13 protein-coding genes are annotated in these 19,698 nt (G+C 67.3%); 9 read left to right on the top strand and 4 right to left on the bottom strand.

Annotated features, from left to right (window positions below):
• Positions 1-161 precede the first annotated feature (161 nt).
• The 3 genes from AC0L58_RS15575 (at position 162) to pbpC (ending at position 8,532) form a co-directional block, all read left to right on the top strand.
• Entirely contained in the window at positions 162-971 is an 810-nt protein-coding gene (locus AC0L58_RS15575; protein WP_473688762.1) for a lysophospholipase, read from the top strand.
• Between the two features lie 80 nt (positions 972-1,051).
• Positions 1,052-6,037 carry an alpha-2-macroglobulin family protein gene (locus tag AC0L58_RS15570; protein ID WP_473685000.1) on the top strand — a complete coding sequence of 1,662 codons (4,986 nt, stop codon included), beginning with the start codon at positions 1,052-1,054 and terminating at the stop codon, positions 6,035-6,037.
• A gap of 98 nt (positions 6,038-6,135) precedes the next feature.
• Positions 6,136-8,532, top strand: coding sequence for a penicillin-binding protein 1C (pbpC, locus tag AC0L58_RS15565; RefSeq protein ID WP_473684998.1), 2,397 nt, complete (start codon positions 6,136-6,138; stop codon positions 8,530-8,532).
• Between the two features lie 8 nt (positions 8,533-8,540).
• Here pbpC and AC0L58_RS15560 read toward each other — a convergent pair whose 3' ends face one another.
• The 3 genes from AC0L58_RS15560 to AC0L58_RS15550 form a co-directional block, all read right to left on the bottom strand.
• Positions 8,541-10,094 (bottom strand): EAL domain-containing protein, encoded by a 1,554-nt coding sequence (locus tag AC0L58_RS15560; protein ID WP_473684997.1) that lies wholly within the window; start codon positions 10,092-10,094, stop codon positions 8,541-8,543.
• Positions 10,095-10,264: 170 nt separating this feature from the next.
• Positions 10,265-11,107, bottom strand: coding sequence for a hypothetical protein (locus AC0L58_RS15555; RefSeq protein WP_473684995.1), 843 nt, complete (start codon positions 11,105-11,107; stop codon positions 10,265-10,267).
• Positions 11,108-11,251: 144 nt separating this feature from the next.
• Positions 11,252-12,151 carry a universal stress protein gene (locus AC0L58_RS15550; protein WP_473684993.1) on the bottom strand — a complete coding sequence of 300 codons (900 nt, stop codon included), beginning with the start codon at positions 12,149-12,151 and terminating at the stop codon, positions 11,252-11,254.
• Positions 12,152-12,409: 258 nt separating this feature from the next.
• On the opposite strand from AC0L58_RS15550, the gene AC0L58_RS15545 reads away from it, so the two are divergent.
• Genes AC0L58_RS15545 through mnhG form a run of 6 tightly spaced genes read left to right on the top strand, consistent with a single transcriptional unit; the run spans position 12,410 to position 18,380 of the window.
• On the top strand, positions 12,410-15,313 hold the full coding sequence (locus AC0L58_RS15545; protein WP_473684991.1) for a monovalent cation/H+ antiporter subunit A: 2,904 nt from the start codon (positions 12,410-12,412) through the stop codon (positions 15,311-15,313).
• Entirely contained in the window at positions 15,313-15,654 is a 342-nt protein-coding gene (locus tag AC0L58_RS15540; protein ID WP_473684989.1) for a Na+/H+ antiporter subunit C, read from the top strand. Before AC0L58_RS15545 ends, AC0L58_RS15540 begins: the two co-directional genes overlap by 1 nt.
• Positions 15,651-17,246 carry a monovalent cation/H+ antiporter subunit D gene (locus tag AC0L58_RS15535; protein ID WP_473684987.1) on the top strand — a complete coding sequence of 532 codons (1,596 nt, stop codon included), beginning with the start codon at positions 15,651-15,653 and terminating at the stop codon, positions 17,244-17,246. Before AC0L58_RS15540 ends, AC0L58_RS15535 begins: the two co-directional genes overlap by 4 nt.
• Positions 17,243-17,731: a Na+/H+ antiporter subunit E gene (locus tag AC0L58_RS15530; RefSeq protein WP_473684985.1), complete on the top strand. Its 489-nt coding sequence runs from the start codon at positions 17,243-17,245 to the stop codon at positions 17,729-17,731. Before AC0L58_RS15535 ends, AC0L58_RS15530 begins: the two co-directional genes overlap by 4 nt.
• A complete protein-coding gene (locus AC0L58_RS15525) occupies positions 17,728-18,009 on the top strand; it encodes a K+/H+ antiporter subunit F (protein WP_473684983.1) in 282 nt (93 codons plus the stop codon). The genes AC0L58_RS15530 and AC0L58_RS15525 overlap by 4 nt, the downstream gene beginning before the upstream one ends.
• Positions 18,006-18,380: a monovalent cation/H(+) antiporter subunit G gene (gene mnhG / locus AC0L58_RS15520; protein WP_473684981.1), complete on the top strand. Its 375-nt coding sequence runs from the start codon at positions 18,006-18,008 to the stop codon at positions 18,378-18,380. Before AC0L58_RS15525 ends, mnhG begins: the two co-directional genes overlap by 4 nt.
• 100 nt (positions 18,381-18,480) lie before the next feature.
• Here mnhG and AC0L58_RS15515 read toward each other — a convergent pair whose 3' ends face one another.
• Positions 18,481-19,662 (bottom strand): CaiB/BaiF CoA transferase family protein, encoded by a 1,182-nt coding sequence (locus AC0L58_RS15515; RefSeq protein ID WP_473684979.1) that lies wholly within the window; start codon positions 19,660-19,662, stop codon positions 18,481-18,483.
• Positions 19,663-19,698 lie beyond the last annotated feature (36 nt).

Genomic DNA, 19,698 nt, shown 5'->3' with positions numbered 1-19,698 from the left:
GCCGCATGCAAGCGCGGGGAGGTCATGTCAGTATTCGTGTTCGGCGGAATCCAACGCGCGGGGGGCGCAGCATGGCCGTGGTCGAAAAGGAGGGCGCGGTGCAAAAGGGCGAGGTCTCGCCACCCGGCGAGCGGGGAGGCGGTGTTACCGCATGGCTGGAGATGGCCGATGGCCAGCGCTTGCTGCTGCGCGACTGGGCGCCACCGCACGCACGTGGCGCCGTGCTGATCGTGCATGGCCTGGGCGAGCACAGTGGCCGCTACGCGCGGTTGGCGTCGTGGTTCAACCAGCGCGGATACAGCGTGCGCGGCTATGACCAGCGCGGCCATGGCCAGTCGCCGGGGCGGCGCGGTGCGTTGCGACATGCTGACGACCTGCTGGCCGATCTGGTCGCCGTCTACAACGACTACGCCCGCACTTCATCCTATCCGCCGCTGTTGCTCGGCCACAGCATGGGCGGCCTGGTGGCGGCGCGTGCGGTGCTCGATGGCGGCGTGGTGCCGTCGGCGCTGGTGTTGTCGTCGCCGGCGCTACGCAGCTGGGAGTCGCCGCGGATGATTCGTCTGGCCAGCGTGCTGAGCCGCTTCCTGCCCAACCTGCCGCTGCGCAACGGACTGGATGCCAGCAAGCTCTCGCACGATGCGCAGGTGGTGGCCGACTATCGCAGCGACCCCTTGCAGCACGGCTGGATCACGCCGCGGTTGGCGGACTTCATTTTCAGGGACGGCGAGAGCTGCATCGCAGACGCCACCCGGCTGGCGGTGCCGACCCTGTTGCTGGTGGCCGACAGTGACGAACTGGTTGATCCGTCCGGAAGTCGCGCCTTCGCCAAGGCCGCGGCCACCACCGGGCAGTTGACCACGCGCTTCTTCTCCACCCTGTACCACGAGTTGTTCAACGAGTCCGAGCCGGGCCGCGGCCAGGTGTTGATGCAGCTGGCCGACTGGTTGGGGCGGCAATTGCGCCACTAGATATTTTCGCGCCCGATTCGTGCCATCTGCCTGCCACGATTGTCGGCAATACTCTGCGTCAAACTCAGGGAGAGCTTTTCATGTCTGGACGATTGTCTGCCCGCGCCGCGCGCGTACTGCCCGCCTTGCTGCTGACCCTGTCGCTGTTTGCCTGTGGGCGTGGCCACGATGGCAACCCGCCAGCGCTGCAAGGCGCTCCAGCGCCTGCAAGTACCATCACGCCCGCGACGGCAACATCGGCATTTGCGCTGGTGTCGGCCAGTTCCACCACCAGCGATTCACGCACGGCGCTGACCTTGCGCTTCAATGCGCCGCTGGCGTCGGCGCAGACCTTCGACGACCTGATCGCGGTGACCGGCCCGAAGGGCGAAGTCGTCAGCGGCAGCTGGAGTCTGCAGCAGGATGGCAAGACGCTGAGCTTTCCTTTCGTGCAGGCCAATACGCACTACGTGGTGCAGTTGAAGGCCGGTCTGCTGGCGGCCGGCGGAAGCACACTCGGCCACGCGGTGAAGCGCGAGGTGTACTCCGGCAACCTTCCGGCAGCGGTGGGCTTCGCCTCGCACGGCAGCGTGCTGCCGGCACGCGGCACGCGCGGGTTGCCGGTGGTGTCGATGAACGTGCACGACGCCGACGTGGAATTCTTCCGCGTGCACGACGATGCGCTGTCGGACCTGTTCTGCGCCTATCCGCGCAACGGCCACCGCGACAACTACGAGCTCGACCATGAAGTCCGCTACTACAACCAGTGCGATCAGGGCGACGATCGCCGTCCGAGCATGCCGATCACCGAGATGGCCGACTCGGTTTATGCCAATCACTACACCCTGGGCGGCGAGCCGAACGAGCGCACGGTGACCTACCTGCCGGTGCAGAACATCAAGGAGTTGTCGCAGCCGGGCGTGTACATGGCGGTGATCAAGGCCGGCGGCACGTTCCAGGGCGGCTACGACACGGCCACCTTCTTTGTCAGCGACCTGGGCCTGCACCTGCGCGTCTATCGCGACAACGCGCTGCTGCATGTCGCCTCGCTGCGCGACGGTTCGCCGGTCAGCGGTGTGCAGATCGAGATCCGCGACGAATCCGGTCACAGCAAGCTCAAGGCCACCACCGGCGCCGAGGGCAATGCGCTGATCGCGTACAAGGTGAGAACTTCCGACGTGCTGGTGGCGCGCCACGGCAAGGATGTCTCGGTGCTGCCGTTCAACAAGCCGGCGCTGGACGTATCCAACTTCGACATCAGCGGACGCAGGCAGGCGCCGTTCGAGGTGTATGCCTGGTCCGGCCGCGATCTGTACCGTCCCGGCGAGACGCTGCGTGCCTCGGCCTTGCTGCGCGATTACGACGGCAAGCCGATGCAGGCGCAGTCGCTGTTCGTGCGGGTGAAGCAGCCTGATGGGCGCACCCTGGTCGAGAAGCAGCTCAAGCCGCAGCAGCTCAATTACTTCGAGCTGAGCCAGGCGATTCCTGCCGATGCGCCGACCGGCCTGTGGCAGCTCGAGTTCCGCCTCGATCCCGCCAGCAAGGAATCCGTGCAGGCGTTCCCGTTCCACGTCGAGGAGTTCCTGCCCGAGCGGCTCAAGGTGGAGCTGTCCAGTCCGCAGCCACGGCTGGCACCGGAGCAGCCACTCAAACTCAAGGTCGCCTCGAGCTATCTCTACGGTGCGCCGGCCGACGGCAACCGCTTCACCGCCAAGCTGCTGGTGGCGCCGGAAGTGCATCCGATCGCGGCGATGAAGGATACCTTCTTCGGCAACCCGCTGGTCGAGCTGCCCAGGAGCGCCGATGACGTGATCGACGCCAAGCTCGACGCCAACGGTGTGCTCGAACAGGACGTGCCGCTGCCGGACGACGTCAAGCCGGTCGCGCCGCTGGCGGTGACCTTGTCGGGCAGCGTCTATGAGAGCGGCGGTCGCGCCGTCACCCGCTTGCTCAAGCGCACGTACTGGCCGGCCGATGCGCTGGTCGGCGTGCGTCCGTTGTTCGACCCCAAGCAGGGTGCCGAGAGCGAAAGCCCGGTCGGCTTCGAGATCGTGCGCGCGAATGCCGACGGCAAGCTGGTCGCCGGTGCGCACCTGAAGGTGCGCCTGCAACGCGAGCTGCGCGATTTCTACTGGCTGTACGAGCAGAACGGCGGCTGGAAATCCGACGCCAACCAGCGCCTGCAGCTGGTCGACGAGAAGGATGTCGACGTGGCCGCCGGCCAGGCCGCGCATGTCGAGTTCCCGGTGGAGTGGGGCAGCTATCGGGTCGAGGTCTACGACCCGGCGACCAAGCTGACCACGGTGTTCCCGTTCTTCGCCGGCTACAGCTGGGAGGACGAGAACCTGGGCAAGGAGGCACGCCCGGACAAGGTCAAACTGCAACTGGACAAGGCCCGCTATCGCGCCGGCGACACGATGAAAGTCACGGTGACGCCGCCGCACGACGGCCCCGGCGTGCTGCTGGTCGAGTCCGACCATCTGCTCTACACGAAGAACATCGATGCCAAGGCCGGCAGCACGTTCGAGATCCCGGTGACCAGGGACTGGGAGCGCCACGACGTGTATGTCACCGCGCTGGTGTTCCGCGGCGGCGAGGCGAGTGAACACACCACGCCGGCACGCGCGATGGGAGTCGAATACGTGGCGATGGATCGCAACGACCGCCGCATTCCGCTCAAGCTCGACGCGCCGGCGATGATGCGCCCGGGCAACCCGCTGGACGTCAACGTGCAGGCCACCGGGCTGGCCGGCCAGAAGGCTTACGTCACGCTGTCGGCGGTGGATCAGGGTGTGCTCAACATCACCGATTATCCGGTGCCCGATGCCTGGGCCTGGATGTTCGCCAAGCGCGCGCTGGGCATCGACGCCTACGATCTGTACAGCCGCATCATCGAGGCGATGGACGGCGCGCAGGCAAAGCTGCGCTATGGCGGCGACATGAGCGGCAAGGCGCTGCCGAAGGCGGCGCGGCTCAATCCGAAGGTGCAGATCGTCGACCTGTTCGCCGGCCCGGTGGCGTTCGATGCACAGGGCAAGGCCAAGCTGCATGTCGACGTGCCCGACTTCAACGGCAGCCTGCGCCTGGCCGCGCTGGCCTATACCGACAGCCGCTACGGCAACGCCGACGGCAACGTCACCGTGCGTGCGCCGCTGGTGGTCGAACCGAGCACGCCGCGGGTGATGGCGGCGGGCGACAAGGCGGTGATCAGCCTCGACCTGAAGAACCTCTCCGGCAAGGACGGCACCGCGAAAGTGACGGTCACCGGTGGCGGCCTGATCAAGGTCGACCAGGCCACCCAAAGCGTGGCGCTGAAGGACGGGGCCGGCGCCACCTTGCACATGCCGGTGACGGCCGAGGCCGGTGCCGCGGTGGCGACGGTGGATATCCACGCCCAGCTCAACGACTACCAGGTCACTCGCCACTTCGAGTTCGCGGTGCGCCCGGCCTGGCCCGAGGTGGTACGTACCACGCCGCTGGCGCTGGAGGCGGGCAAGAGCGAACACTTCGGTGCCTCCGCCATCGCCGGGCTGTTGCCGGCCACGGTGCGGGCACGGCTTACCCTGAGCACCTTGCCGCCGCTGCCGTACGGCGCCGCGCTGCGCGGCATTCTGAACTACCCCTACGGCTGCATCGAGCAGACCACCAGCAAGGGCTACGCCGCGCTGATCCTGGACGGCGCCACGGCCAAGGCGCTGGGCGGCCCGGTGATGAGCGACGCGGTGCGCAAGGCCGCGGTGGAGAGTGCGTTGTCACGCATCGCCTCGTTCCAGGCCAGCAACGGTCACTTCAGTTTCTGGGGCGGCTCCAGCCCGATCGAGACCTTCACCACGCCGTACGTCGTCGACTTCCTGCTCGACGCCCGCGACGCCGGTTTCGCGGTGCCGCAGGACGTGCTGCAGAAGGCCTTGCAGCGGCTCAACGACGACCTGCTCGCCGGCGGCCATCCGTACTACGGCTACGAACACCACGACCACATGCGCCTGGCCGATGAGGCCTACTCCGGCTTCGTGCTGGCACGGGTCAACCGCGCTCCGCTGGGCACCCTGCGCGCGGTCTTCGACAACGAACGACAGAAGCTGGTCGGCCCGCTGCCGCTGGTGCACTTCGGCATCGCGTTCAAGCTGATGGGCGACAACGAACGCGCGCAGAAGGCGATCGCCGAAGCATTCGCGTGGAACAAGGAGCGCCCGTGGTACGTGGGCGATTACGGCTCGGAGCTGCGCGACCTGGCGCTGATGGTGGCGCTCACCCACGACTACGGCATGAGCAAGCCCGAGTACGACGCCAAGCTGGTCGACTGGGCCCGCAATGCCAGCGCCAACGTGCGCGCGCGCCAACAGCAGGACAAGAACTACCGCTGGTCGTGGTCGTACCTGAGCACGCAGGAGCAGGCGGCCATTGCCCGCGTCGCGGCGGCGTTCGATGCGAAAAGCGCCACGCCGCTGGCGGCAACGATGACGGTGGGCGGCAAGAGCGAAACCGCGCCCGACAGTCGGGTGTGGAGCCGCCAGCTCAGCGCCGCCGAGCTCGCTGCCGGCGTCGGCGTGCAGCCGACCAGTCCGGCGGCGATCTTCGCCACCCTCGACGTGGCCGGCATCCCGAGCACGGCGCCGGCACCGGACGACAGCCAGATCGACGTGCGCCGCAGCTACTTCACCACTGACGGCAAGCCGTGGCACGGCACCCAGCTGAAGGAAGGCGACACGCTGATCGTGGAGCTGAACATCGAGGCGCGCATGAACATCCCCAACGCGCTGGTCACCGACCTGCTGCCGGGCGGGCTGGAGGTGGAGAATCTCAACCTCGGCGGCGCGCAGCAGTGGTCCGGCGTGGTGATCGACGGCATCGATCTTGACCAGCATGCCGCGGCCGCCGAAGTGGTGCACGAGGAGTATCGCGATGATCGCTACGCCGCCGCGCTCAACCTCAGTCGAGGTGACAAAGCGCGCGTGTTCTATCTGGTGCGTGCGGTAACGCCGGGCACATACACGGTGCCGCCGCCGCTGGTGGAGGACATGTATCGCCCGGCGATCCGCGGCATCGGCAAGGCGGTGCCGGCCAAGATCACCGTGGTCGAGCCATGAGCACGTTGTAGGAGCGCACCCTGTGCGCGATGCTCTTCGTCACATGGCGAAAACGCTCGCGCACAGGGTGCGCTCCTACAAAAACACGCGAGCTGCGCATGAATGATCCTTCCACCATGACACCGATGGGCCGATCGCGGCGGTGGCGATGGCTGCGGATCACCGTGATCGGTGTCGCGGGATTGTTCTTTCTCGCGGTCGCGCTCGATCGCCTGTTCCCGCTGCAGCTGCCGGCGCCGGACAGCGGCAGCACCGTGGTGCTGGCGCGCGATGGCACGCCGCTGCGCGCGTTTGCCGACAGCGATGGGGTGTGGCGTTACCCGACCACGGCCAGCGAGGTGTCGCCGCTGTACCTGAGCGCGTTGCTGCATTACGAGGATCGCTGGTTCTACCGGCACCCCGGCGTCAATCCGTACGCGCTGCTGCGCGGTCTCGCCGGCGGCATCTTGCACGGGCGCATCGTGTCCGGTGGTTCCACCCTGACCATGCAGGTGGCGCGGATCATTCATCCGATTCCGCATACGTTCCGCGGCAAGCTGGCGCAGATCTTCCGCGCGCTGCAGCTGGAGGTGCACCTTTCCAAGAAGCAGATCCTCGATCTGTACCTCAATCATGCGCCGTTCGGCGGACCGATCGAAGGGGTGGAGGCGGCCTCGTGGGCGTACCTGGGCAAACCGGCCAGCCGACTGTCGCGGGCCGAGGCGGCGCTGCTGGCGGTGTTGCCGCAATCGCCGAGCCGGCTGCGGCCGGATCGCCACCCCGCGGCGGCGCGCGCCGCGCGTGACAAGGTGCTGCGCCGCATGCGCGACCTCGGCGTGTGGAGTGCCGCGCAGATCAAGGATGCGGAAATCGAGCCGGTGGTGGCGCGTTCGCTGCGCGCGCCGCTGTCGGCGGCGCTGCTGGCCGAGCGGCTGCATCGGCAGTATCCGCGCCAGCGGCGCATCACCAGCACCATCGACGCCAATCTGCAGCGTGCGGCCGAGGATCGGGTCTCCGCCTATCTGTCGCGCCTGCCGGCGCACAGCACCGCCGCGTTGATGGTGGTCGACAACGCCACGCTGGAGACGCGCGTCTATCTGGGCACCAGCGATTTCGCCGATCCGCAGCGGCACGGCTACATCGACATGGTCACCGCGCCGCGCTCGCCCGGGTCCACGCTCAAGCCGTTCCTGTACGGCCTGGCACTGGATGACGGCCTGATCGATTCGCAAAGCCTGCTGGTCGATGCGCCGCAGGATTTCGGCGGCTACCAGCCGGGCAATTTCGACGAGGCGTTCAGCGGCCCGGTCAGCGCCGCCGAGGCCTTGCAGCGTTCGCTCAACGTCCCGGCGGTGGACGTGCTCGACCGGGTCGGACCGAACCGTTTCGTGGCGCGGCTGGCCAGCGGCGGCATGGATCTCGGCCTGCCGGCCGGGGCCAAGCCGAATCTGTCGATCATACTGGGCGGCGCGGCCACGCGGCTGGAAAACCTGGTCGGTGCCTACACCGCCTTCGCCAACGCCGGCATCGCCGGCACGCCGCGCTACAGCCCGCAACAGTCGGCCCACCCGCGCCGGTTGCTGTCGCCGGGCGCGGCCTGGATCATCCGCGACATCCTGGGCAGCAACCCGGCCGACGTCGAAGGCGCGCCGCTGGCCGGCGTGATCAACCGCCACGCCAACGTGGCCTGGAAAACCGGCACCAGCTACGGCTACCGCGACGCCTGGTCGATCGGCGTCACCGATCGCTGGACCATTGGCGTGTGGATCGGCCGCCCGGATGGCACGCCCTCGCCCGGCCAGTACGGCGCGGTGACCGCACTGCCGCTGCTGTTCCAGATCGCCGACATGCTGCCGCAACGCGGTGGCCGCACGCACCTGGCACAACCGGACAACGTGCGCGCGGTGGATGTCTGCTGGCCGCTCGGTGGCGCGGCAGCGAGCACGCCCGCGCCGCTGTGTCGCCAGCGCCGCACGGCGTGGGTGCTCGATGACGCGATCCCGCCCACCTTCGCCGAGCGCGACCTGGGCGCGTGGTCATCCGGTTTGCTCACGCTGCGTGTCAACCAGCACGGCCAGCGGCTGAGCGGCGCCTGCCACGCCGAGCACGAGCACACGGTCCGGATCGCCCGCTGGCCCGTGCTGGCTATGCCGTGGCTCAGCGTCGACGATCGCCGCGCCGCCACGCTGCCACCGCTGGCCCCCGGCTGCGCCGCGGATTCGCTCGATGTCGCCAGCCCGATCCGCATCGCCGGCCTGAACTCGGGCGTCACCCTGCGCCGTGCGCCCAACAGCGACCAGCCGCTGCGGGTGACCTTGAATGCGCTGGGCACGCAAGGCCCGGTGCAGTGGCTGCTCAACGGCCGCCTGCAAGGCAGCAGCGAGGGCGATGCGTCGATGAGAATCACGCTGCCGCAGCGCGGCGACTACCGCATCACCGCGCTGGCACGCGACGGCGCGTTCGCCACGCTGACATTGCAGGTGCTGGGCCGCCCGGATCTTCCGCCCGGTCGTTGACCTGCCGCTCAGTCGGCGTCGCCCTGGCGCAACAGATCGGCCAGCGGCATGGCCTTGCTGAACAACCAGCCCTGCGCGAAGGTCACGCCATGGTCGCGCAGGAATTCGGCCTGCTCCCGCGTTTCCACCCCCTCGCTGATCAGGGTCAGGTTCAGCGATTTGGCCATGTCGATGATGTGCAATACCACCTCGCTGGTGACCGAATCGGTGCCGATCGCATCGACGAACACCTTGTCGATCTTCAGGTAGTCGGCGCTGAGGTTGTGCAGATGCGACAGGCTGGAGAAGCCGGTGCCGAAGTCGTCGATCGCCACGCGGATACCCAGTGCGCGGATCTCGCCGATGGTCCGGTTGGCGCTGACGGGATCGACGAACGAGTGTTCGGTCACCTCGACAACGATGTTGTAGGGCGCGACGCCCGGCGTGGCGACCAGCTGGCGCAGCCACCCGACCACCTCGCCCGAACTCAGGTCGGCCGACGACAGGTTGACGCTGATGTAGGCGCCCGGGTGACGGGCGAAGTAGCGTGGCCCGTCGATCGCCACCTGGGCGAGGATGTAGCGGGTGAAGCGCTGGATCAGGCCACAATCCTCGGCGGCCTGGATGAACAGCGCGGGACGCAGACCGACCTGCTTGTTGCGCGGCCAGCGCAGCAGGGCCTCGGCGCCGACCATGTGACCACTGGCCAGCTCGACGATGGGCTGGTAGTGCAGCACGAATTCCTTGCGTTTGAGTGCGGCGCGCAGGACCGCAGGCAGGGAGGTGCGCTGCCGTGCGAGGAACAGGATCGCCGCAGCCATCGCCAGCCCGAGCCCCAGCCCGATCGGAAGCAGGATGACGACGAACGAATGCAGGCGTGATTTCAAATCGGCCAGCGGAATGGCCGCGTAGGCGGCGAGGTCGAATTGGTTCGAGGTCCTGACCGCAACCAGATGCTTCCCGTCGAAGAAGACGGCCTGGCGCGCCTGGCCACGCGCGGACATCCATTTTGCGTCGATCGTTCCGCGGTGCACCCACGGCAACTTCGCGCTGGGACTGAACACGCCCAACGAGAGGTTGGTAATGCCCGTAGATACATCCAGCAGAATTTCCGGATGAATGGTGGCGGCAAAGCCGCCTTTCTCCATCACAAGGTAGGGGCGCTCGCCACCCACGGCGACCGAGGCGTGGATGCGAGTGCCCAGTGCGCTGACGAAGGTGGGAGGACCCAGGTCGACCCCGTCGCCGCGCGGGCCAATCGCCGAACAAACGATCCGGTCACCCGATACATAGCCCACTGCCTGAAGGTAGCTGTAGTCCATGACCAGGGAGCGCAGTTGCGCACGCTTGGCGTCGCTGCAAGTATCTGGCGCTTTCATCTGGCGAAACCGGCCATAAGCCGCCAGTGCCTGTTCGCCCACCGTATCGGCACGGTGCAGCACCTCACCGGCCAGGTCGAGAGCCTGTTCGGATGCTTCGTCCATGCTCTGGCGGTGAGCCAGGTACAGGGCGGCGCCGATCGGCACGATGACAGCCAACGTGCACATGGCCAGTGCGATCGTGGTCGCGACACGACTAGGCATCTTGTCCCCCCGCTCGGCCCTCGCGCCTCGCGGGATGCCGTCACGATGGATCATGCATCATTGGTGCTTGCCGTGCACGGATCGTGTTTCACGCACGAGCGAGTGATCATTCGCTCGTCGATGCGGTGGGCATGCGTCCGTGGTGTCGCCGCTCTGGCCAGGGGGTTGGGTCAGAGGCGCCACTTCACGAACAAGGAAGGACCCTTGAGCCGCATGTCCAGGCCGTCACGATAGGTCTCGCGGCGCTGATCCAGCTTGATTCGCGTGTAACCGTACTCGGCAGCGATGCCGAGATTCTGCCACGGGTACCATTCGACGCCGATGTCGAGATCGTAGATGCAGCCGTAAAGACGTCCACCGTTCTTCTTCATGCCGGAGGCATCGGCATACATCCGCCACCGGTCATTGAATGCGTGCCGCCAGCCAAGCTGCACCTCCGGCGCCCAGGCATGGGCCGCGGTATCGGCGGAACCCTCGCCGGCCGGTACACCATTGACGGTCGCGGTTCCGCTGATGCGCGCCTGCACCCGGTACCACGCGCCGCCCAGGCCCAGCCCGAACACGTCGTTCCCTTGCCCGAACCACCAGCGATAGGCCGCGCTGCCGAAATCGAAATCCAGCTTGCCGTGCACCGTGGCCGCGGCATCGTAGTTGTTCCCGGCATAGCTGAAACTGCGTTTCAGCACGCCACCATGGGCACGGTTCACGCTGAAGTAATCGAACGAGAAGCCCTGGTTGGCGCCGACCAGAAAATTCAGCCGCGCACGCGGCACGGCCTTGTATTTCCGGAAGCCCAGGTCGTCCTCCAGATTGGAGTGATCGCGAAACTCGTCGTGGGCGGTGCCGGCGCTGATCGTGGTATTGGTGCTGGCGTGAAAGCCGCCCAGTGAAAGATCGAGGCGATCAAGCGCGGGCGTCTGCTGCGCGCCGGCCGCGCCGCTGATGCCGGCCAGCAGGATCAAGGCGAGGCTGCCGCCGGCCCACCGATGCCGACGCGGACCGGGATGGATCATCTGGCACTTCTCCGGGAGCGATCGCCCGGCCGGCGCCGGAATGGCTGCGCGGCCAGCGTGACGGTGACTGGCCGATTCTACGAAGTGCGGCCGTGCAGGCAGCGTGCATGCGACAACTTGCCTGTCCGGTACACGTCGTTGCATTCAGTCCCATGCCTGGCCGGCGGCTGCGCGGACCACCAGGATGTCGCTGGGCACCGCCTGCACGATGCGGCGCGCGGTGCCGCCGATCAGCATGTGGAAGGTCAGGCCGCGGCGCAATGCGCCGATCACGGTGAGGTCGGCGCCTTCTTCCAGCACGTAGTTGCGCAGCATCATTTCCGGATGGCCGTGTTCGACCATCGGCCGGATCCGCTGGCGCAATGCGTCGGGCAGGTCGGCGTCGGCGAGGAAGTCCTCGATCGTGGCCAGTTCCAGCCGGGTGAATTCCTGGCGCCGGGCGGGGTCGAGCCAGAGCGATTTGTACGGAATATCCAGCGCGTGCATGAGCGTGAAGCTGGCCTGCGGAAACCAGCTGGTAGCCACGTGCAGGCCGTGTCGGGACTCGACCGTGAAATCCGTGCCGACCAGGATTTGCCGGTAGCTCTCGCGCGGACGATGCTTGACCACCAGCACCGAGGCAGGTGACTTGCGCACCAGCGCTTCGGCGGTCTTGCCCAGAAAGCCGTGACCGGAGCGCTCGTGGCTGGCGCCCAGCACGATCAGGTCACAGGCCTCGCGCCTGGCCACGTCGAGAATGACGTCGGCGGGCTGGCCCTCGGCCACGTGAATGGCGAGCTGGTCGACGTCGCGCTCGAGGTCGTGCCGGATCTGCCTTTCGACCGTGGCTTGCGTGTCGGGAGGCAGTCGCCACGAGGGCGTGTCATCGGCCGACGGCCAGCTCTCGACCATGTCGCGTCCCGTCGCGTGGACCACCAGCAGCGGCACCTGCCACTCGCTGGCGAGCCGGGCGGCGCGGTCCAGCGCGCGGTCGCAGCGGGCACTGAGGTCGGTTGCCAGCAGGATTCTGCCGGGGCGGGTCAGGTTCACCGTCGATGCGCTCATGTCGGTCTCCCGCCGGCGGCCCATATTGCAACCGGCGTTGCGTCGACCATCGCACAATTTGCTGCGCCCGGCGAGCCGGCGGTGACCGGTCCGCGTGCCGAAGCGACTTGATAGACTCGGGCCGGTGGCGCCAGGTGCAATTGGCCGCATACACCTTGGCTGGGTGCAGTCAGGCGATGTTCGCGAATGCCTGGGTGGCGCCGCTGGTTTTGCACCCGAGTCATCTCCAATCGTTCTTCCACCGAGCGCCCGTGACGGATGCCCCACCTCGCCCTGTCCAGCCTGATCCTTTGCCTGCCCTTCGTGGCCAGCCTGGTGGTGTTCGCGCTCGGTGGGCGCGGGCGCCGCGCAGCGGCGTGGCTGATGACCGGCACGGCCTTGCTGTGCCTGCTGCTTGCGCTGTGGCTGTATCCGGCCATCGCGAGTGGCGATGCGCTGCGCCAGGCGATGCCGTGGGCGCCCGGCTTGGGCCTGGAGCTGAGTCTGCGCGTGGACGGTTTCAGCTGGCTGTTCATGCTGCTGATCTGCGGCATCGGCGCGCTGGTGGGTGTGTATGCCCGCTACTACATGCCGGCGGACGACCCGCTTTCACGCTTCTTCGCCCTGCTGCTGGCGTTCATGGGTTCGATGCTGGGCATCGTGATGTCGGGCAACGTGATCCAGCTGGTGTTCTTCTGGGAGTTGACCAGCCTGTTCTCGTTCCTGCTGATCGGCTACTGGCACCACGGCGCCTCGGCGCGCGACGGCGCCCGGATGGCGCTGATCGTCACCTCCGCCGGTGGCTTGTGCCTGTTCGCCGGCGCGCTGCTGCTGGGACACATGGTGGGCAGTTACGACCTGGATGCGATCCTCGCCGCCGGCAACCTGGTGCGTGCGCATCCCTGGTACACGCCGACGCTGTTGCTGATCCTGCTCGGCGCGTTCACCAAGAGCGCGCAGTTCCCGTTCCATTTCTGGTTGCCGCAGGCCATGTCGGCGCCGACGCCGGTGTCGGCCTATCTGCATTCGGCCACCATGGTGAAGGCCGGCGTGTTCCTGCTGGTGCGTTTCTGGCCGGTGCTGGGCGGCACCGCCGAGTGGTACTGGATCGTCGGCGGCGTGGGCCTGGTGACGCTGCTGCTGGGCGCGTACGCGGCGATGTTCGAGCAGGACATGAAGGGCGTGCTGGCGTACTCGACGATCAGCCACCTGGGCCTGATCACCATGTTGATCGGACTGGGCAGCGCGCTGGGCGTGGTTGCGGCGATCTTCCACATCGTCAATCACGCCACCTTCAAGGCCTCGCTGTTCATGGCTGCCGGCGCGGTCGACCATGAAACCGGCACGCGCGACCTGCGCAAGCTGGGTGGTCTGCGCCGCGCGATGCCGATCACCGCGACGCTGGCCATGGTGGCCGCCGCCGCGATGGCCGGCGTGCCGCTGTTGAACGGATTCCTGTCCAAGGAAATGTTCTTCGCCGAAACCCTGGCGGCACGGCAGGGTCCCTTGCTCGACATCGTCTCGGTGGTGATCGCGGTGAGCGCCGCCACGTTCGGCGTGACCTATTCGGTACGCTTCGTGCACGAGGTGTTCTTCGGGCAGCGGTCCACCGAACTGCCGCGCGAGCCGCATGAGCCGCCACTGTGGATGCGTTTCCCGATCGGCTTCCTGGCCCTGGCCTGCCTGCTGGTGGGGATCCTGCCGGCGTGGGTGATCGGGCCGTCGCTGCGAGCGGCGGTGGCCGCCGTGCTCGGCCCGGCCAACGTGCCCGACTACAGCCTGGCCATCTGGCATGGCGTGACCACGCCGCTGCTGATGAGCATGTTCGCCTTCGTTGCCGGTTGCCTGCTGTATGCACGACTGCGACGGTACTTTGCCGCCAACGAGGTAACCCCGTTGATCGGCCGGATCAGTGGCAAGCGGGTGTTCGAACGGTTGCTCGGCATGCTGGTCAGCGATCTGCCGCGCTGGTTCGCCCGTGCCTGGCCGGGCCGGCGTCTGCAGCCGCAGTTGCTGCTGATCGTGCTGGTCGCGGTGCTCGCCGCCGGCCTGGCCGCGGGCGGCGCCTCGTTCGCCGTGCGTCCGCGCTGGGCCAGCGTCGACCCGGCGTTTGCCTTGCTATGGCTGATCGGCGCGGCCTGTGCGATCGGTGCGGCGACCCAGGCGAAATTCCATCGTCTCGCCGCGCTGATCCTCACAGGCGGGGCCGGGCTGGTGCTGTGCATCAGCTTCGTGTGGCTGTCGGCGCCGGATCTGGCGGCGACGCAATTGCTGGTCGAGGTGGTCAGCACGATCCTGATCCTGCTCGGCTTGCGCTGGTTGCCCAAGCGCATCCAGGGGCTGTCGCCGGACCATCCGCTGCATCGTTATCGCCGCTGGCGCGATGGCCTGGTTGCGGCCGCGGTCGGTCTGGGCGTGGCCAGCCTCGCCTACGCCGCGATGATGCACCCGGTGGCCGATTCGGTCTCGCGCTTCTTCCTGGAGCAGGCGTATGCGCAAGGTGGCGGCCGCAACGTGGTCAACGTGATCCTGGTCGACTTTCGCGGCTTCGACACGCTGGGCGAGATTACCGTGCTGGCGATCGTGGCGCTGTCGGTATACGCGCTGTTGCGCCGCTTCCGACCGGCCGCCGAGAGCATCGCAGCGCCGGCGCAGCAGCGTCGGCAGGTCGACTCCGATCCCGCGCAGCCCAACCCGGACGTCGACCATACGCTGGCTGACTCGCTGATGATTCCCGGGCTGATCGTGAAGTTGATGTTTCCGGTGATCCTGTTGTTCGGCCTGCATTTGTTCCTGCGTGGGCACGACCTGCCCGGCGGCGGTTTCGTCGCCGGGATCACGGTGTCGGTGGCGTTGATCCTGCTGTACATGGTGCGCGGCGCGCGCTGGGTGGAGGCGCATCTGCGCGTGCTGCCGGTGCGCTGGATCGGCGTGGGCCTGTTGCTGGCGGCGGGCACCGGGCTCGGCTCCTTGCTGTTTGGCCGTCCATTCCTCACCTCGTATTTCCGGAGCGTCGAGATGCCGCTGCTGGGCCACCTGCCGCTGGCGTCGGCGGTGCTGTTCGACCTCGGCGTGTTCAGCGTGGTGGTGGGCGCCACCACGCTGATCCTGATCGCGTTGGCGCACCAGTCGCTGCGCCGGCCGCGCCAGAATGTTGCCGCCGAGACGGAGGACCCATCCTGATGGAACTGGTACTGGCTGCCGCGATCGGGATTCTGGCCGCCTGCGGCGTATGGCTGCTGCTGCGCCCGCGCACGTTCCAGGTGATCATCGGACTGACCCTGATCTCCTACGCGGTGAACCTCTTCATCTTCGCCACCGGTGGCCTGCGCACCGGCGCCGATCCGGTGCTGCACGGCGCTGCCGGCGAGCTCGCGCAGTACGCCGATCCGCTGCCGCAGGCGCTGGTGCTTACCGCGATCGTGATCGGGTTCGCCACCACCGCCTTGTTCCTGGTGGTCCTGCTGGCCTCGCGCGGACTCACCGGCAACGACCACGTTGATGGCGAGGACGGCATGCCGTGAACAGCCTGCTGATCATCGCGCCCATTCTGCTGCCGCTGCTGGTGGCGGCGCTGCAGTTGCTGGTGGGCGAAAAAAGCCGGCGTGCGGTAACCGTGCTGAGCATCGCCTCGTGCGTGGTGCTGGTGGTGATGGCTGTGGCGCTGCTGGCGTCGGTTTCCGGCGAAGGCGCGGTGAGCGCGGTCTACCGCATCGGCAACTGGCCTGCGCGCTTCGGCATCGTGCTGGTGGCCGATCGCTTGTCGGCGCTGATGGTGCTGCTGAGCAGCGTGCTGGCGCTGGCGGTGCTGCCTTCCGCGCTGGCGCGCTGGCGGCACCGCGGCGGGCATGTCCAACCCTTGCTGCAATGCCTGCTGGTGGGTCTGCATGGAGCCTTTCTGACCGGCGACCTGTTCAACCTGTTCGTGTTCTTCGAGGTGCTGCTGGCAGCATCCTACGGCCTGGCCCTGCATGGTTCGGGCGCGCGTCGGGTCAGCGCGGGCCTGCACTACATCGCGGTCAACCTGACCGCCTCGATGCTGTTCCTGCTCGGTGTGAGCCTGATCCTCGGCGTCACCGGCACCTTGAACGTGGCGGCGCTGGCCGCACTGATTCCGACCGTGCCGGCCCACACTCGCGCCTTGCTGCATGCGGGCGCGGCGATCCTCGGCGTGGCGTTCCTGATCAAGACCGCGATGTGGCCGCTGGGGTTCTGGTTGCCGCGTACGTATGCGGCCGCCTCGCCCGCGGTGGCGGCGATGTTCGCGCTGATGACCAAGGTCGGCATCTATGTGTTGTTGCGACTGGGCCTGCTGCTGTTCGGCGATGGCGCGGGAGCGTCCAGCCATTTCGGCAGCAGCTGGATGCTTTGGGGCGGGGTGGCCACGGTGATCGCCGGTACCATCGGCATGCTGGGTGCACGCGATCTGGGCAAACTGGCCGGTTACAGCGTGGTGATTTCCTCCGGCACCCTGCTCGGCGCGATCGGCTTGCAGCTGCCGGCGGTGACGGCGGGCGCGCTGGCCTATCTGGTGATTTCCACGCTGGCCGTGGCCGCGTTCTTCCTGCTGGCCGGCCTGCTCGCACCCGACGGCGAGGAGCAGGCCGACGACAGCTTGCTGCTGGAGCCCTACGAACAAGCCGGCCACAGCTCACCGGTCGAGGACCTGTACGCGCACGAGGACGAGAGCCGGGTCGTGCTCACCGCGCCGGTGGCGCTGCTGGGTCTTGCTTTCCTCGCCTGCGCGCTGTTGCTGTCGGGGTTGCCGCCGCTGTCCGGCTTCCTGGCCAAGCTGGCGATGCTGGCACCGATCGTGGAAGCCGCCGCCACCAGCGGGGCGCCGGTGCTGTTCACCGTCATCATCGTTGCCGGCCTGTGCACCGTGATCGCGCTGGGGCGTGCGGGCATCCACGTGTTCTGGGCCGATCCCGAGCGGGTGTTCCCGAAGGTGCGTGCGGGCGAAACACTGTCGATCCTGCTCCTGCTGGGGCTGTGCGTGTTGCTGAGCGTATGGATCGGTGCGCCGCTGCGCTATCTGGATGCCACCGCGCGCCAACTGCACGCACCCGCGTCGTACGTCGACCAGGTGCTGCCTGCCGCGCCGGTGCAGCCATGATCAGGCGCTGGCTGCCGTATCCGATGATGTCGGCGCTGCTGCTGCTGATCTGGCTGCTGTTCAACCAGAGCGTCGCACCCGGAACCATCGCGGTGGGCATCGTGTTCGCCGTGCTGCTGGCGAAGGTATTCGGCCTGTTGCATCCGCCCAAGGCGCGCGTACACAACTATCCGTTGCTGGCGCGGCTGTTCGTGCGTGTGGTGTTCGACATCGTGCGCTCGAACATCGCCGTGGCGCGGTTGGTTCTCAGCAGGCGCTGCCGTGCGAACTCCGGTTTCGTCGCGATCCCCCTGACCCTCAGCGATCCTCACGGACTTGCGGTGCTGGCCTGCATCATCACCTCCACGCCGGGCACGATCTGGGTCAGTCATGACTCCGGCGCCAGCATCCTGCTCATCCACGTGCTGAACCTGGTCGACGAGCAAACCTGGATCGATTCGATCAAGCAACGCTACGAACAACCTCTGCTGGAGATCTTCCAATGAGCCATGACCTGCTTGATGCCGCGATCATCCTGGCGCAACTGTTGCTGCTGTGCGCGATGAGCTGCTCGATCATCCGCATGGTGCGTGGCCCGCGTGCGCAGGACCGCGTGCTGGCGCTGGATGCGTTGTACGTCAACTCGATGATCCTGCTGCTCACCATCGGCATCCGCACCGGCAGCCTGCTCTACGTGGAGGCCAGCATGATCATCGCGCTGCTCGGTTTCGCCGCCACGGTCGCACTGTCCAAGTTCCTGATGCGCGGGCAGGTGATCGAATGAACCACCTCGATGCCCTGCCGCCATGGGCCGCGATCGTCGTCGCCGTGCTGATGTTGCTGGGCGCGCTGTTCGCCTTCGTCGGTTCGCTCGGCCTGCTGCGCCTGAAGAATTTCTACCAGCGCGTGCATGCGCCAACGCTGAGCACCACCCTGGGCACTTTCTTCATGCTCGCCGCCTCGATCACCTGCTTCTCGGTGCTGCACAGCCGCCCCATCTTCAACGAAATCCTGATCGGCGCGTTCCTTGCCCTGACCACCCCGATCACCCTGATGCTGCTGGTGCGCGCCGCGCTGTCGCGGGATCGTGAGGAGGGTTCCGTCGATGTGCCGGGCATCGACGCGCAAGTGAATGAAGCGAATCAGCGTCACTGATGCCGGAAATCCCGGTCCGGGGATGCTTGCAGGGTCGGAAGGGTGCAGCCATCGTGGTACGGGAGGGATGAGGGCACGGGAGCCGGCGCTTCAGCGCCGATCAGTCGTCGCTGTCGTCGTCGCGTGACGTGATCGTGCCGATTACCGCTTCCGTGTCTTGGCCGAGCGCTGGTGCGGCGAATGGTGCCGGTCCAGGCGTGCGACCGAAGCGGATCGACTGCGCGACGCCGCGGTAGCGCCCGACCACCGGATGCTCGAAGGTGTCGATGATGCCCTGGGCCTGCACCTGCGGGTGATCGAACATGTCCTCGATCCGGCGCGCTGCGGCACAGGGCACTTCGTCCCCGAACAGCGCCTCCCATTCCAGGGCGGTGCGCGCGGCCAGTGCCGCGTGCAACGGTGGCAGGATCTCGGCGTAGTGTTTCGCGCGCTTGCGCACGCTGTCGAAGCGCGGATCGGCGGCGAGTGCGTCTAGCCCGGTTTTCGTGCAAAGCGCGTTCCAGAAGCGTGGTGTGTTGGCCGAGATGTAGATCCAGCCCTCGCGCGTGGGATGGATGCCGGTGACGCCTCCCGAGCGCATGTCGCGACCGATGTCGAGCGACTCGCCCTCGGCCCAGATCATCCGCGCCGACTGCATGGTCAGCGCGCTGCGCAACAGCGAGACACCGACGAATTGACCCAGACCGCTGCGTTCGCGTTCGTACAGTGCCGAGGAGACGCCGGCGGCCAGCAGCGCTGCGGCGTAATAGTCGACCACCGAGCCGTAGATGATTTCCGGTGGTCCGCCTCGTTTCCCCTGCAGGGTGCACATGCCGGTCATCGTCTGCAATACCTGGTCGTAGCCAGCCTTGTCCTTCAGCGGGCCAGTCTCGCCGTAGCCGGTGATGGCGCAGTAGATGAGCCGGGGTTGCATCGAGTTCAGCTGCCCGTGGCCGATGCCGAGGCGTTCGGGCACGCCGGGGCGAAAGTTGTGCACCAGCACGTCAGCGTCGCGCACGAGACGCAGCAGGGCGGCGTGGTCCTCGGCGTGCTTGAGGTCGAGCACGATGCCGCGCTTGCTGCGGTTGACACCGAGGAAGGCACGGCTCTCGCTGCGCAGGGTGGAGGGGTACTGGCGCAGGTTGTCGCCACCGGGCGGTTCGATCTTGATCACGTCGGCACCCTGGTCGGCCAACAGCGAGCAGGCGTACGGCCCGGCGATATAGGCGCTGAGATCCAGCACGCGCACGCCGGCCAAGGGACCGTGGCCGGCGGCCGTCGATTCAGGCGAAGAGGTTTCCATGCGCGAGGCATCCATGGTGAGCGGTAACGCGGGTCA

The organism is Rhodanobacter sp. G2-10, from assembly GCF_055809185.1.
Note: the sequence above shows the minus strand (reverse complement) of the source record. Positions and strands in the feature narration are given on the sequence as shown.

Bases quoted from the DNA above. Each gene is read 5' to 3' on its own strand.
- AC0L58_RS15575 (WP_473688762.1), top strand. From the start codon at position 162: ATGGCCGATGGCCAGCGCTTGCTGCTGCGCGACTGGGCGCCACCGCAC.
- AC0L58_RS15550 (WP_473684993.1), bottom strand. From the start codon at position 12,151: ATGAGCGCATCGACGGTGAACCTGACCCGCCCCGGCAGAATCCTGCTG.
- AC0L58_RS15545 (WP_473684991.1), top strand. From the start codon at position 12,410: ATGCCCCACCTCGCCCTGTCCAGCCTGATCCTTTGCCTGCCCTTCGTG.
- mnhG (WP_473684981.1), top strand. From the start codon at position 18,006: ATGAACCACCTCGATGCCCTGCCGCCATGGGCCGCGATCGTCGTCGCC.
- AC0L58_RS15570 (WP_473685000.1), top strand. From the start codon at position 1,052: ATGTCTGGACGATTGTCTGCCCGCGCCGCGCGCGTACTGCCCGCCTTG.
- AC0L58_RS15560 (WP_473684997.1), bottom strand. From the start codon at position 10,094: ATGCCTAGTCGTGTCGCGACCACGATCGCACTGGCCATGTGCACGTTG.
- AC0L58_RS15555 (WP_473684995.1), bottom strand. From the start codon at position 11,107: ATGATCCATCCCGGTCCGCGTCGGCATCGGTGGGCCGGCGGCAGCCTC.
- pbpC (WP_473684998.1), top strand. From the start codon at position 6,136: ATGAATGATCCTTCCACCATGACACCGATGGGCCGATCGCGGCGGTGG.
- AC0L58_RS15530 (WP_473684985.1), top strand. From the start codon at position 17,243: ATGATCAGGCGCTGGCTGCCGTATCCGATGATGTCGGCGCTGCTGCTG.
- AC0L58_RS15540 (WP_473684989.1), top strand. From the start codon at position 15,313: ATGGAACTGGTACTGGCTGCCGCGATCGGGATTCTGGCCGCCTGCGGC.
- AC0L58_RS15515 (WP_473684979.1), bottom strand. From the start codon at position 19,662: ATGGAAACCTCTTCGCCTGAATCGACGGCCGCCGGCCACGGTCCCTTG.
- AC0L58_RS15525 (WP_473684983.1), top strand. From the start codon at position 17,728: ATGAGCCATGACCTGCTTGATGCCGCGATCATCCTGGCGCAACTGTTG.